The sequence below is a fragment of the Actinoplanes sp. NPDC024001 genome (assembly GCF_040638955.1).
Taxonomy (GTDB): domain Bacteria; phylum Actinomycetota; class Actinomycetes; order Mycobacteriales; family Micromonosporaceae; genus Actinoplanes.
Map to the genome: position 1 here is coordinate 1 of NZ_JBEZZB010000234.1, position 12,365 is coordinate 12,365.

11 protein-coding genes are annotated in these 12,365 nt (G+C 73.6%); 4 read left to right on the plus strand and 7 right to left on the minus strand.

Annotated elements, in window-relative coordinates; all coding sequences use genetic code 11:
* The coding region (locus tag AB0F81_RS47060) for an AbfB domain-containing protein (protein WP_360210217.1) at nt 1-602 on the plus strand (602 nt) is incomplete at its 5' end.
* Here AB0F81_RS47060 and AB0F81_RS47065 read toward each other — a convergent pair.
* Nucleotides 566-1,942, minus strand: a complete 1,377-nt coding sequence (locus AB0F81_RS47065; RefSeq protein WP_360210219.1) for an alpha/beta hydrolase — start codon at nt 1,940-1,942, stop codon at nt 566-568. The two genes, AB0F81_RS47060 and AB0F81_RS47065, sit on opposite strands and share 37 nt — an antisense overlap.
* 92 nt (nt 1,943-2,034) lie before the next feature.
* Here AB0F81_RS47065 and AB0F81_RS47070 point away from each other — a divergent pair, with 92 nt between their 5' ends.
* Entirely contained in the window at nt 2,035-3,291 is a 1,257-nt protein-coding gene (locus AB0F81_RS47070; RefSeq protein WP_360210221.1) for an FAD-dependent oxidoreductase, read from the plus strand.
* Here the strand turns inward: AB0F81_RS47070 and AB0F81_RS47075 are convergent.
* Genes AB0F81_RS47075 through AB0F81_RS47090 form a run of 4 tightly spaced genes read right to left on the minus strand, consistent with a single transcriptional unit; the run spans nt 3,266 to nt 7,929 of the window.
* On the minus strand, nt 3,266-4,777 hold the full coding sequence (locus AB0F81_RS47075) for an alpha-N-arabinofuranosidase (RefSeq protein WP_360210223.1): 1,512 nt from the start codon (nt 4,775-4,777) through the stop codon (nt 3,266-3,268). The genes AB0F81_RS47070 and AB0F81_RS47075 overlap by 26 nt on opposite strands.
* Nucleotides 4,778-4,782: 5 nt before the next feature.
* Nucleotides 4,783-5,640: a carbohydrate ABC transporter permease gene (locus tag AB0F81_RS47080; RefSeq protein WP_360210225.1), complete on the minus strand. Its 858-nt coding sequence runs from the start codon at nt 5,638-5,640 to the stop codon at nt 4,783-4,785.
* A complete protein-coding gene (locus AB0F81_RS47085) occupies nt 5,640-6,581 on the minus strand; it encodes a sugar ABC transporter permease (RefSeq protein WP_360210227.1) in 942 nt (313 codons plus the stop codon). Before AB0F81_RS47085 ends, AB0F81_RS47080 begins: the two co-directional genes overlap by 1 nt.
* A gap of 10 nt (nt 6,582-6,591) precedes the next feature.
* Nucleotides 6,592-7,929, minus strand: coding sequence for an extracellular solute-binding protein (locus AB0F81_RS47090; RefSeq protein ID WP_360210229.1), 1,338 nt, complete (start codon nt 7,927-7,929; stop codon nt 6,592-6,594).
* 146 nt (nt 7,930-8,075) lie between these two features.
* Between AB0F81_RS47090 and AB0F81_RS47095 the strand changes: the two genes are divergently transcribed.
* Complete coding sequence (locus AB0F81_RS47095; RefSeq protein WP_360210231.1) at nt 8,076-8,348, plus strand: hypothetical protein; 273 nt, start codon at nt 8,076-8,078, stop codon at nt 8,346-8,348.
* 60 nt (nt 8,349-8,408) lie between these two features.
* On the opposite strand, the gene AB0F81_RS47100 is transcribed toward AB0F81_RS47095, so the two are convergent.
* Both AB0F81_RS47100 and AB0F81_RS47105 read right to left on the minus strand, forming a co-directional pair.
* Nucleotides 8,409-8,849, minus strand: coding sequence for a DUF1801 domain-containing protein (locus tag AB0F81_RS47100; RefSeq protein WP_360210233.1), 441 nt, complete (start codon nt 8,847-8,849; stop codon nt 8,409-8,411).
* Nucleotides 8,850-8,933: 84 nt separating this feature from the next.
* The gene (locus AB0F81_RS47105; RefSeq protein ID WP_360210235.1) at nt 8,934-10,172 is read right to left on the minus strand and encodes an MFS transporter; all 1,239 of its coding nucleotides are present in this window, start codon (nt 10,170-10,172) and stop codon (nt 8,934-8,936) included.
* 100 nt (nt 10,173-10,272) lie between these two features.
* Between AB0F81_RS47105 and AB0F81_RS47110 the strand changes: the two genes are divergently transcribed.
* Nucleotides 10,273-12,365 (plus strand): LuxR C-terminal-related transcriptional regulator (locus AB0F81_RS47110; RefSeq protein ID WP_360210237.1); only part of this gene is annotated, 2,093 nt, incomplete at its 3' end.

Below are 12,365 nucleotides of genomic sequence, written 5' to 3' on the forward strand. Positions count from 1 at the left end.
TCGCCCTGGTCGTCACGGCGGCCGTAAACGCCGTCGCGGCGTTCGCCTACTGGGCCCTGCGCACGCCCGCGGCCGCCCGCCCGCAGCGGGCCGCGGCCGGGCCGGCCGCCTCGGCGACCCCGCCGGCGCCGGCCGCCCCGTCACCGAGCCCGTCCCGGCACCGGTTGAGCACCGGTTCCTGGCTGCTCTCCCCCGCCGGCGACGCGGAGTCCTTCCTCGGCGAGGACGGCGACTTCGCGGCCATCGGCTCCGAGGAGCAGGTGCTGACCGTGGTCGCCGGCCTCGCCGACGAGTCGTGCTTCACCTTCCGCGACGAGGACGGCGCATACCTGCGCCACTTCGACTACCGGCTGCGTTTCGACGACGAGGACGACTCCGAGCTGTTCCGCAAGGACGCCACCTTCTGCCTGGAGGACGGCCTGCCCGCCGGCACGATCCGGCTGCGTTCGCAGAACTACCCGGAGCACGTCCTGCACCGCCGCGGCCCGCAACTGTTCATCGACAAGCCCGACGGCTCCGAGAAGTTCACCGAGGAGAGCACCTTCGTCCTCGGCAAGCCGGCCGGTCAGCGCGACGGGCGCAGCGGCACCGGCGGGGTGTAACGGGTGAAGGCCGGCGCCATCACCGCTTTGCCGTTGCCGCCCAGGTCGAGGACCTGCCGGTAGTGCGGGTCGAACCGGTTCACCGCCGCGTCCAGCCGGGCCGGGCTCAGGTGGGGCCAGCGGCCGGTGTCCAGTTTGGTGAGCAGGGCCCGCAACGCGGTGACCTCCTCAGCCGCGCTGAACGAGCAGTGCCCGCCACGCTCCACCCACAGCCGGCGCGTCCCGGCCGGGTCGCGGACCTGCTCGGCGTACCAGCGCACGGAGTCCGGCGGGGCGCCGCCGTCACCGGTGGTGTGCAGCGACAGCATCGGCATCGTGAGGTGCCCGGTGGGCACGCCGTAGCGGTACATGTAGCGTCGCGCGTCGCGCTCCGCCGTGATCCGCGGCTGCGCCGCGAGCCGGTCCAGGTCGGCACGCACGTCCAGGCCCGCTTTCTGGTACGCCTGCAGCACCACGTCCCGCTGGCTGGAGCGGCGCAACTGTTCCGCGTAGTCCACCCCGGCGTTGCCGAGCGGATTGCCGCCGGCGACCCGCTCCAGGTCGGCGAAGGCGGTCGGGCCGTTGCCCCAGATCTTGGCCCAGGTGATCCACTCGGTCTGCTGCTGGATCCACTCGGTCAGGTCGGTGGGCTTGGGCTCCAGTGACGCGTACCAGCCGGTGACGTTGCCGAACGCGGCGGCCAGCGCCAGCCGGGCCTGCCCCTCGGGGGTGGTCCGGGCCCGGGTCACCGCGGCGGTGAGCGCGTCCCGGCTGGCGACCGGATCGGCGGCGTGCACCAGGTCGATCTCCTCGCCGGGGGCGAGCAGCGTCCGTACCGCGAAGTTGACGTCCAGCGCGGCGTTGAAGGTGCCGAGCGGGTCGTACGCGCCGCAGATGGCGAGCACCGCGTCGAACCGGTGCGGGTGACGCTCGGCGAGCAGCGCGGCGATCGCCGTGCCCAGCGACTGACCGCTCACCACCGTCCGCTCCGGGCGGCCCACCTCGTCCTCGAACCAGTCGAGCAGTGCCAGCTGGTCCCGCATCGCCGGCTCCACCAGGTAGCCGATGCCGCCGTTCTGGAACTCCGAGGCGGCCAGGGCGAAACCGTGGTCGAGCAGCCACTGTTCGCTCTCCGCCGCGTTGGTCACGGCGAGCGGCAACCCGAAGTCGGCCGGGAAGTAGCCGTGGGTGTAGAGCAGCAGCGTGCCGTTCCAGCGGTGCGGCATCTCGACGCGGTACTCCGCGCCGCCGATCACCCCGGTGTAGGAACGCCGCCCGTCCTGCGCCGGCCCGGCCGAGGCCGCGGTGGCCAGCCCGGCGGCCAGCAGCGCCGCCGCGAGCACGGTGAGCAACCGTCTCATGTCCCTTCCTCCCTGCGTGTGGTCGATGTCTGTCGATAGGACCGGCGCCGGCCACCGAACTCATCGGTGGAGCCGGTGCTAACGTCCGGCCCATGTCGATCAAGCTGGTCGCCTCCGCCGTCTCCCGCTGGGCCGACGACCCGTGGGCGCGGGGCTCGTGGAGCCTGATCGGGCGGCACGGCAGCCCGCAGGACCGGGTCGCCCTGGGCGCCCCCGCCGGGTCCCGGCTGCGCATCGCCGGCGAGGCCACCCACCCGACCCGGGCCGGCATGACCCACGGCGCGTACGAGCAGGGGCTGGCCGCCGCGGCCTGGGCGGCGGATCTCGGGCACGCCCGGGTCGCAGTCGTCGGCGCCGGGTTCGCCGGGCTGGCCGCCGCCGGCGCGCTCACCGCCCGCGGCGTGGACGTGCGGGTCTGGGAAGCCCGGGACCGCATCGGGGGCCGGGCCGCCGGGGCCGAGGTCGGCGGCTTCGGCTTCGACCTGGGCGCCAACTGGCTGCAGCAGTACGACGACAACGCACTGGCCCGCCTCGCCGAGAGCCTCGGGCTGCCGGTGGTCGCCACCGACTTCACCGATCCACTGGAGCTGGGCTCACCCGTACCCGGGGAAACTGATCCGGAAGGGCTGGAGCGCGAGCTGCGGGCCAGGCTGGCCGCGGCGCCGGAAGGCGCCGCCATCGACGACGTCCTGGCGGCGTGGCTGCGCGACCCGGCGCCGTGGACGCCCGCGGCGATCCGGCGGCTCGTCGACGCCGAGATCGTCATGGACTCCGGCGCGCCGCTGTCCTGGCTGAGCGCCCGGCACGGTTTCGAACCCGGCGTCGGTGAGGGTGATCGCTGGATCGTCGGCGGTTACCAGCGGCTGGTGCAGCACCTCGCCGACGGGATCGACGTGCGGCTGGGCCGGCCGGTGCGGGAGATCCGGGTGGGTGACGACGGGGTGCGGCTGGCCGGCGACGGCGCGACGCTGGAGGCGGACGCGGTGATCGTGACCGCGCCGGTGCCGGTGCTGGCCGCCGGCGCCATCACGTTCACGCCGCCGCTGCCGGGGGCGCACCGGACCGCCCTGTCCCGGCTCGGCGCGGGCCGGGTGGAGAAGGTGGTGCTCCGGTTCGAGCAGCGGTTCTGGCCGCCGTACCGCTCCGGTTACTACCGGATCCACGGGCCGGAGGCGGGCTGCATGAGCGAGTGGCTGGACGCCACCGCCGCCGACGGTGTGCCCACCCTGGTCGGGCTCTTCGCCGGGCCGTGGCTGGACACGCTGTGGGCCGGCGACGACGCCGCGGTGGCCCGGCGTGCCGCCGGCATCGTCGCCGAGGCGGTCACCGCGGGGACGGCCGGAAGGTGAGCATGTTCCAGGAGAGCGGTGGCAGGGCGACAGCCGCGTGCCCGTCGGTGACCTTGACGTCGTCGCGGCGGTGCGGGACGACCCGGTCCGGCGTCTCGGCGGTGTTGACCGCGCCGGCGTCGGGATCGGCGACGGCCACGTGCCCGGCCCCCACCAGCGCGGGACAGGCGCGCAGATCGACGTCCAGCATCACCTCCTCCCGCTGGTCACGGTTGACGGCGAAGACGGTCACCGCGCCGCTCGGCTCGTCGAGGACGGTGGCCGTGTCGAGGAGCGGCACCCGGCCGTACGCCGCGGTCTCGTAGGCGGGGGCCCGCACCGCGGTGCGCAGCACCGTGCCGCGGCCGTGCCGGGAGGTGAGCGCGAACGGGTAGAAGATCGTCTGGCGCCAGGCCGGGCCGCCCGGTTCGGTGCGGATCGGCGCGATCACGTTGACCAGCTGGGCCAGGCAGCCGATCTTGACCCGGTCGGCGTGCCGCAACAGCGAGATCAGCAGGTTGCCGACGACTACCGCGTCGGCCACCGAGTAGGTGTCCTCGATCAGCCGGGGTGCCTCGGCCCAGTCCAGGTTCTCCTCGCCCGGGAATCGGCTCTGGTACCAGACGTTCCACTCGTCGACCGCCAGGTCGATCCGTTTGCGGTGCCCGCCGACGGCGCGCACGTGGTCGCAGGTGGCCACCACCTCCTCGATGAAGCGGTCCAGGTCGACGGCGCTGGCGAGGAAGCTGTCCCGGTCGCCGCCGTGCTGCTCGTAATAGCTGTGCAGGGAGATGTAGTCGACCTGGTCGTAGGTCTCGGCCAGCACGGTGGCCTCCCAGGCGCCGAAGGTCGGCATCCGCCGGTTCGAGCTGCCGCAGGCGGCCAGCTCGACGGTGGGGTCGACGCGCCGCATCGCCTTGGCGGTCTCGGCGGCGAGCCGGCCGTACTCGGTGGCGGTCTTGTGGCCGATCTGCCAGGGGCCGTCCATCTCGTTGCCGAGGCACCAGACGCGCACGCCGTACGGTTCGGCGGACCCGTTGGCGCGGCGCAGGTCGGACCAGGCTGTGCCGGACGGGTGGTTGCAGTACTCCAGCAGCGCGCGGGCCGCGTCGACGCCGCGGGTGCCGAGGTTGACCGCCAGCATCGGCTCGCTGCCGACCGCCCGGGTCCAGCGCAGGAACTCGTCCACGCCGACCTGGTTGGTCTCGATCGAGCGCCAGGCCAGGTCGAGCCGGCGCGGCCGCTGGTCGCGCGGCCCGATGCCGTCCTCCCACGTGTAGCCGGAGACGAAGTTGCCGCCCGGATAGCGCAGGATCGGCACGCCCAGCTCCCGGACCAGTTCGGCGACGTCGTCGCGGAACCCCTCGGCGCCGGCGGTGGGATGGCCGGGCTCGTGGATGCCGGTGTAGACGCAGCGGCCCATGTGCTCCACGAAGGAGCCGAACAGGCGCGGGTCCACCTCGGCGACGGTCAGCCGCGGGTCGATGCTCAACGCTGCGTGGTGCATGCGCCTCAGCCCTTCAGACCGGTGCCGGCGATGCCCTCGACGATCCGGCGCTGGAAGAACAGGAAGAGCAGGACCAGCGGCAGCGCGCCGAGGACGGCCGAGGCCATGGTGTCGGCGTACCGGATGCCGTAGGTGCCCTGCACGGTGGCGAGGCCGACCGGGATGGTCATCAGTTTCGGGTTGGTCATCACCAGCAGGGGCCAGAGCAGGTTGTTCCAGCTCCAGACGAAGGTGAAGATGGCGACCGCGGCGACCACCGGCCGGCTCAGCGGCAGGACCACCCGCCAGTAGGTGCGGAAGAAGCCGGCGCCGTCGACCCGGGCCGCCTCGTCCAGCTCGTGCGGCACGCCGTCGAAGAACTGCTTGAAGATGAAGACCGCGATGGCGGCCGGCACCTGCGGCAGGATCACCGCCCAGTAGGTGTTGAGCAGCTGCAGCGCGGCGAACTCCTTGAACTGCGGCACCATCAGCACCTGCTGCGGGATCATGATGCCGATCAGGACGAACCAGAACACCAGCCACCGGTACCGGAACCGCATCCGGGACAGCGCGAACGCGGCCATGCTGGCGGTCAGCACGGTCGCCACCGCGGTCAGCGTGGAGGTGATGAAGCTGGAGGCGTACCAGTTCCAGATGTCGCCCTGGGCGAGCAGCGCGCGGTACGACTCCAGCGTCGGGTTCTCGATCGCCCAGGTGGGATTGGTGGTCTCCGCGTTCGGCTTGATCGAGGTGTCCACCGCCCAGGCGATCGGCACCAGCCAGATCAGCGCGAAGGCGATCAGCACCCCGGCGCAGAGCGCGTTGAACAGCCGGGTCCGCCGGTCGATCTCGGCGCGGGTGACGGCAACGGCGGTGGTCGTCATCAGAGCCTCTGTTCCTGCCGCCGGGTGAGCAGCACCCACACCGCGGAGACGGCCAGCACGAGCACGAAGAACAGCGTCGACACGGCGGAGGCGTAGCCGACCCGGAAGTCGGTGAAGCCGATGTCGTAGATGTACTCCAGCGCCGGGCGGGTGCTGAAGTTCGGCCCGCCGCTGGTCATGATGTACATCTGGTCGAAGACCTTGAGCGACGCGATCACCTGCAGGACCAGCACCAGCGACGTGGTGCGGGCCAGCATCGGGATGGTGATCCGGCGGATCTGGGCGAGCGGCCCGGCGCCGTCGATCGCGGCCGCCTCGTAAAGGTCGCGCGGGATGTCCTGCAGGCCGGCCAGGTAGAGCACGAAGTTGAAGCCGAGCGTCCACCAGACCGTGGTCAGCGCGAGCGACCACATGGCCACGTCCGGGTCGCCGAGCCAGCCGGGCTCGGTGAAGCCCAGCGCGGTGACGAACCGGCCGAGCAGCCCCAGCTCCGGCGTGTAGATCCACATCCAGATCAGCGCGACCACCGCGGACGGCAGGATGTACGGCAGGAAGAACGCCAGCCGGAAGAACCACCGTCCGCGCCGCACCCGGTCGGCCAGCAGCGCGAGCACGAAGGCGAGCACGACCAGCGGCGGTGTGGTCAGGATGGTGAACCAGACGGTGTGCCACATCGACTCCCAGAAGGCGCGGTCGCCGAACGCCTCGGCGTAGTTGCGGAGCCCGGCGAACGAGCCGAGCCCCTCGCGCACGAGGCTGGTGTCGAAGAAGCTCATCAGGACCATGTAGAGCGCCGGCCCGATGACGAAGAGCAGGTAGAGGGCGAGGAACGGGGCCATCATGAGCAGCGCGGGACGGCCGTGGCCGGGTCGCTCCTCGGTGCCGCGTACCGCGGGCGCGCCCTCGGCCTCGGTGCGCCCGGGTGCGGTGAGCGTCGTCACGTCGACCTCCTCAGACCGGCGACGGCAGGGCCGCGAGCGCGGAGAGCTGCGATCGCATCTGCGCGATCGCGGCCTGCGGGGTGAGCTGGCCGCCCTCGACGGCGCCGACGGCCGAGCCCATGACGTTCTCGAAGTTCGAGCCGGACCCGGTGTACCAGGCGGGCGGGTCGTAGACCGCGGCGTCGGCCGCGGGCGCGTAGTTCGACTGCGGGGTGAGCTCGCGGTACGCGGCGCTGTCGGCGATCGGCAGCCAGGTCGGCACGTGCCCGCCCTCGGCCCAGGTCATGCTCTGGTCGAGCAGGGACCGGACGAACCCGAGCGACAGGTCCAGCTGCTCGCGGCTCTGGTCGTCGCGGCGCGGCAGCACCAGCGTGTGCGAGTCGGCGTGCACCACGTAGTCGCCGCCGAAGACGTTCGGCACCAAGGCCATCCCGAACGGCATCTTGGCGGTCTGGAAGGTGCTGATCTCCCACTCGCCGTTGATGTGGAAGCCGGAGCCGCCGGCCGCGAACAGGGCGATGGCGCCCTGGTAGTCGATCGCGCCGGGCAGCAGCCGCCGCTCCACGGTGAGCGTGCGCAGGTAGTCCAGCACCTGCGTGGCCTTGGCGTCGTCCAGCACGACCCGGGTGCCGTCGTCGGCGAGCACTTCGCCGCCGAGCTGCCCGTAGAGGGTGTGGAAGAGCCGCCAGCAGGTGGCCGGGTCGGCGTTGATGCCGTGGGTGGCGCCGTACTGCCCGGTGACCTGCTGGGCCTTGGCGAAAGCGTCGGTGAGCGCGTCCGGGCCGCGCAGAGGTTTCAGGGCGCCGGCGTCGTCGAGCAGGCCGGCCTCGCCGCAGATGTCGGTGTTGTAGAACAGCACGATCGGGTGCGTGTCGAGGGGGATGGCGTAGGCGCGGCCGTCGATCAGCCCGGCCTCCCAGGCCCGGCGGTTGAACATCTCCGCGGCCATGCCGTGCCGGGCCAGGTCCGCGGGCCGCAGCTCCTGCAGCAGCCCGGCCTGTTGCAGGGTCTTCATCCGGGTCAGGTGCGACACCGCGACGTTCGGTGGCTTGTCGCCGACGGTCGCCAGGGAGACCTTGGTGTAGTACGGGTTGCCCCAGGTCAGGGTGACGGCCTGGACCGGGGTGCCCGGGTTGGCCGCCCGGTAGTTGGCGACCATCTGCTGCATCCGGACACCGTCGCCACCGCCGAACAGGTCCCAGAACTCGACCGTGCCCGGGTCGAGCGCGGTATTGGCCAGTCCGGCGCCGACCGGTGTGGAGCAGCCGGCCAGGCCGGCCGCTCCGGCGCCGGCCAGCAGGCCGCGCAGCAGGCCACGCCGGGACAGGGGAACATCGTCGATCGGCATGATCTGACCCTAGGACTCGATGACCGACCGTGACACCGGTGTTACCTAGAGCGGTACAACCGACGCCCGCGCGCACCGATGGTTAGCCCGGCGGCCGGTGGGCATATCGAGAGTGGAACAACCGATGAACACAGGGAAGGCATTCGATGACTACCTACGACAGCACTGTCGGTGCCCGACAGAACATCGCCGCAGGTTCCGACGCTCTGCGCGCCGACGTCGACGCCACCCAGGACCGGCTGGCCGGCTCCCGGCTCAAGCAGGCGGGCCAGGCCGCGCGCAAGCGCCCCGCCGTCACGTCGGCGGCCGCTCTGGCCGTCGCGGCGGTCGCCGCGTCCGGTGTGATCGGCGGCCGTAAGTACGCTCAGACGCGCCGTCCGCGCAGCCGCTGGCAGCGTCTGCTGGACCGGGTCCGCTGAGACGAGTACGCAGATGGGCCCGCAGCCGAACCGGCTGCGGGCCCATCGTCGTGTGCGGTCTCAACTCACCGCCTGCGTGATGATCGCGCCGATCCGCTCCTCGGCGGCGGCGTCCATCGCGGTCAGCGCGAATGAGGTCGGCCACATGGTGCCGTCGTCGAGCCGGGCCTCGTCGTTGAAGCCGAGCGTCGCGTAGCGGGACTTGAACTTCGCGGCCGGCTGGAAGAAGCAGACGATCTTGCCGTTGCGGGCGTAGGCCGGCATCCCGTACCAGAGCCGTGGGGTGAACTGCGGCGCGTTCGACTTGACGACGGCGTGCAGGCGCTCGGCGATCACCCGGTCCGCGTCCGTCATCTCGGCGATCTTCGCGAGCACCTCGCCCTCGGCGTCCGCCTTGGCTCGCGTGCCCCGGCGCGCCGCCTTCACCTCGCTGGCGCGCTCCTTCATCGCGGCGCGCTCCTCGTCGGTGAACCGCTGCTCGGTGGTGGTGTTCTCGTTCATGACTGGCTCCTTCGGTAGGTGCGTCCAGCTTGTCGCCGGGGGCGGTACGGGGGCATCCGTGGTGACCACGGAACGCGGCACGGATCACCGGCTCCGTGCCAGGTTCAGCACGGCCGCGGCGGCCAGCCCGAGAGCGACGGTGAGCAGGCCGGACAGCAGCAGCGTCAGGCGGCCGCCGAGCGCGGTGACGACCGGCCCGCCGACCAGCGTGCCCAGCGCGGTCGACGGCGTGGTCAGGGCGGTACGCGCGGCCAGCACCCGGCTCAGCGCGTGCGGTGGGGTGCTGCTCTGGAACAGCGCCGTGGAGATCGCGGTGAACGGGCCGTAGATCAGGCCACCGACCGCGAGGCCGATCATCCCGGGCAGCACCGCGTCGGTGAGGCCGATCGGCAGCAGCGCGGCGCCCCAGCCGACGATGATCGCGACCACCACCTGCCACGGTGGACGCCGCCGCAACAGCGACGCGCCCAGCGCACCGATCGTCGCGCCGATGCCGAACACCGTCCAATACAGGCCGAGCAGGCCGGGCGAGCCGTTCAGGCCGTGCGCGACGTGGATCGGCAGAGCCACCTCGACCGGGCCGTAGAGGAAGAAGAACCCGCAGGTCACGGCGATCAGCCCGAGCAGCTGCGGCCGGTCCAGGATGGTGCGCCAGGCGCCCGCGGTGGACTCCGCCGGCGGCACCCCGTCGCCGGCCTGCCGGGCCGGGACCGACCGGGCGACCAGCGCCAGGACGGCGAAGCTCGCCGCGTCCAGGCCGATCACCCAGCCGGGCCCGGCCACCGCGGTCAGCGCGCCGGCCACGGCCGGGCCGATCACGAACGAGGCCTGGGTGAACGTGGACAGCAGCGAGTTGCCGGTGACCCGGTCCTGCTCGTCCGGCAGCACCTCGGCGATCAGCGTGTAGGCGCCGGCGCTGCCCCAGGCGTGCAGCACCGAGGAGGCGGCGAGCAGCAGCACGTACACCACCGGGTCGAGCGTGCCGGTCACCGCCAGGATCGCGACCGCGCCCAGCGCGACCGCGCGCAGGGCGGCGTCCGCCGCCATCAGCTGCGAGGCACGCAACCCGCGCATCGGCCGGGCCAGCAGGATCACCCCGAGCGGCGCCGGCAGCGCGTACGCGGCCACGGCCAGCCCGGTCCACACCCCGGCCTGCCCCGCCGGTGCGATCTGCACCGCCAGCCAGGCGACCGCCACCAGGCTCAGGCCGTCACCGAGCGCGGAGACCAGGGTGGCGGGCAGCACCCGGCGCAACACCGGGTTGCGCCGCAGCCGGGCGATCGAGGCGGCCCAGGAGCGTACGTCGGAGCGCAGTTCGTTCATGGGCTCAACCTCGCCGCGCCGCACCCCGGCGGGCATCCGTGCCGGCCACGGAAAGCGGCACGGATCGAAGGCGGCGGACCGGTAGGGAACAATCGGCGCCATGGTAGCGACGGAGGAGATCTCGGCCCGGGAGGGCGAGGTGCTGACGCTGGTCGGACGGCACCTGAGCAACGCCGAGATCGCGGCACAGCTGTTCATCTCCGTGCGTACCGTGGAGAGCCACGTCTCGTCGCTGCTGCGCAAGCTGAACGTCACCGACCGGCGGGCGCTCGCGCAGCGGGCGGCCGCGGCGGCGCCGGCCGGGCGGGCCGCGGCGCCGGTGCTGCCCACCCCGCTGACCACGTTCGTCGGCCGGCTCGCGGAGCGCGCCGCCCTCGCCGAGATGATCAAAAAGCACCGGCAGGTGACCGCGGTCGGCCCCGGCGGGGTCGGCAAGACCCGGCTGGCGCTGCGGGTCGCCGCCGACGTCGCCGGCGAGTTCCCGGACGGGGTGTGGTTCGCCGACCTGGTCCCGGTCACCGACCCGGGCCGGATCGCCGGCGCGGTCGCGGGCGCGCTGGGCCTCGGCGAGCAACCCGGGCAGAGCCTGGACGAGTCGGTGGCGGCCGGGCTCGCCGACCGGCGCGCCCTGCTGGTGCTGGACAACTGCGAGCACGTCCGCGACGGCGTGGCCCCGTTCCTGGAGCGGCTGCTGGCCGCCTCCCCCGGGCTGAGCGTGCTGGCGACCAGCCGGGCCCGGCTGATGGTGCCGTTCGAGCGGGTCTACCCGGTGCCGCCGCTGTCGCTGACCGGCGACGGCGACTCCGACGCGGTCGCGCTCTTCCTCGACCGGGCCGCCTCGGTCGGCGGGCCGCCGCCGGCCGCCCTGCACGAGCAGATCGCCGCCGTCTGCCACCGGCTCGACGGGGTCGCCCTGGCGATCGAGCTGGCCGCCGCCCGCTGGCCCACCCTCGGCCCGGACGGGCTGGCCGCCGCACTCGCCGACCAGCTGCGGCTGCTCGCCGGTGGGCCCCGTGCCGACGACCGGCACCGCTCGGTCCGCGCGGCGCTGGACTGGAGCCACGCGCTGCTGGAGCCGGACGACCGGGCGCTGCTGCGCCGCGTCGCGGTGTTCGTGGCCCCGTTCACCGTGCCGGCGGCCGCCCGGGTCACCGGGAGCGAGCCGATGGTCGTCGCCGACGGGCTGGCCCGGCTCGCCGAGCAGAGCCTGCTGGCGGTGACCGCCACCGAGCGCGGCACCGAGTACCGGGCGCTGGAGACCATCCGGCAGTACGGGACGGAGCAGCTCGCCGCCGCCGGGGAACTCGACGACACCCGCTCGCGGCACCTGCTCTGGTGCCTCGCGGAGGCCGCCGGCCTGGCCGGAACCGGGCCGGACTGGCGAGCCCGGTTCGACCGTGTCGCCGACGACCTGCGGGCCGCCCTGGCGTGGGCGGCACCCCGGCCCGGCCTGCGCACGGACGCGTACCGGCTGGCGCGGGCGCTGGCGGAACTGGCGTTCACGCGTACGTTGATCAGTGAATCGCAGCAGCGCTTCGAGCAGGCGGCCGCGCTCGCGGACGACCCGGCCGGCGCGGCGGCGATGCTGCGGCAGGCCGCGGCGGCAGCCGCGTGCCGGATGCGCGGCGACGACATGTTCCGGCTGAAGCTCGCGGCCGCCGAGGCCGCCCGCGGCGCGGGTGACACCGCCGGAGCGGCCCGTGACCTGGCCGTCGCCGCCACCGACGCCTACCGGTTCTCCGGCAAGTTCGAGCGCCTGCCGTCGCACGAGGAGACCGTCGCGCTGATCGTCGACGCCCGGCAGCTGGCCGGCGACGACCCGGCCGCGCTGGCGGCCGTGGCGCTGGCCGAGGCCGGAGTGCTCGCCGACGCGTTCGGCTCGGTGCAGGGCCCGGCCGAGAACGAGGCGCCGGACACGCTCGCGGCCGCGCGCCGAGCCGTCGAGCTGGCCCGGCGCACCGGCGACCCGCTCGCCCAGTCGGCCGCGCTCGGCGCGCTCACCGGCGCCCTGAGCTGGAGCGGGGACACCTTCGGCACGGCCGCCACGGCCCGCCGCCGGGTCACCCTGCTCGCGTCGGCGCCGCCCAGCCCGGCCGGCACCCACGAGCTGCTCGACGCGCTCGGCGACGCCACCGAGGCCGCCCTCGGCGCCGGGGACCTGCCGCTGGCCCGGCGCTGGGCGCGGCAGCTCGC

Bases quoted from the DNA above. Each gene is read 5' to 3' on its own strand.
- AB0F81_RS47065 (WP_360210219.1), bottom strand. From the start codon at position 1,942: ATGAGACGGTTGCTCACCGTGCTCGCGGCGGCGCTGCTGGCCGCCGGG.
- AB0F81_RS47070 (WP_360210221.1), top strand. From the start codon at position 2,035: ATGTCGATCAAGCTGGTCGCCTCCGCCGTCTCCCGCTGGGCCGACGAC.
- AB0F81_RS47075 (WP_360210223.1), bottom strand. From the start codon at position 4,777: ATGCACCACGCAGCGTTGAGCATCGACCCGCGGCTGACCGTCGCCGAG.
- AB0F81_RS47080 (WP_360210225.1), bottom strand. From the start codon at position 5,640: ATGACGACCACCGCCGTTGCCGTCACCCGCGCCGAGATCGACCGGCGG.
- AB0F81_RS47090 (WP_360210229.1), bottom strand. From the start codon at position 7,929: ATGCCGATCGACGATGTTCCCCTGTCCCGGCGTGGCCTGCTGCGCGGC.
- AB0F81_RS47095 (WP_360210231.1), top strand. From the start codon at position 8,076: ATGACTACCTACGACAGCACTGTCGGTGCCCGACAGAACATCGCCGCA.
- AB0F81_RS47100 (WP_360210233.1), bottom strand. From the start codon at position 8,849: ATGAACGAGAACACCACCACCGAGCAGCGGTTCACCGACGAGGAGCGC.
- AB0F81_RS47105 (WP_360210235.1), bottom strand. From the start codon at position 10,172: ATGAACGAACTGCGCTCCGACGTACGCTCCTGGGCCGCCTCGATCGCC.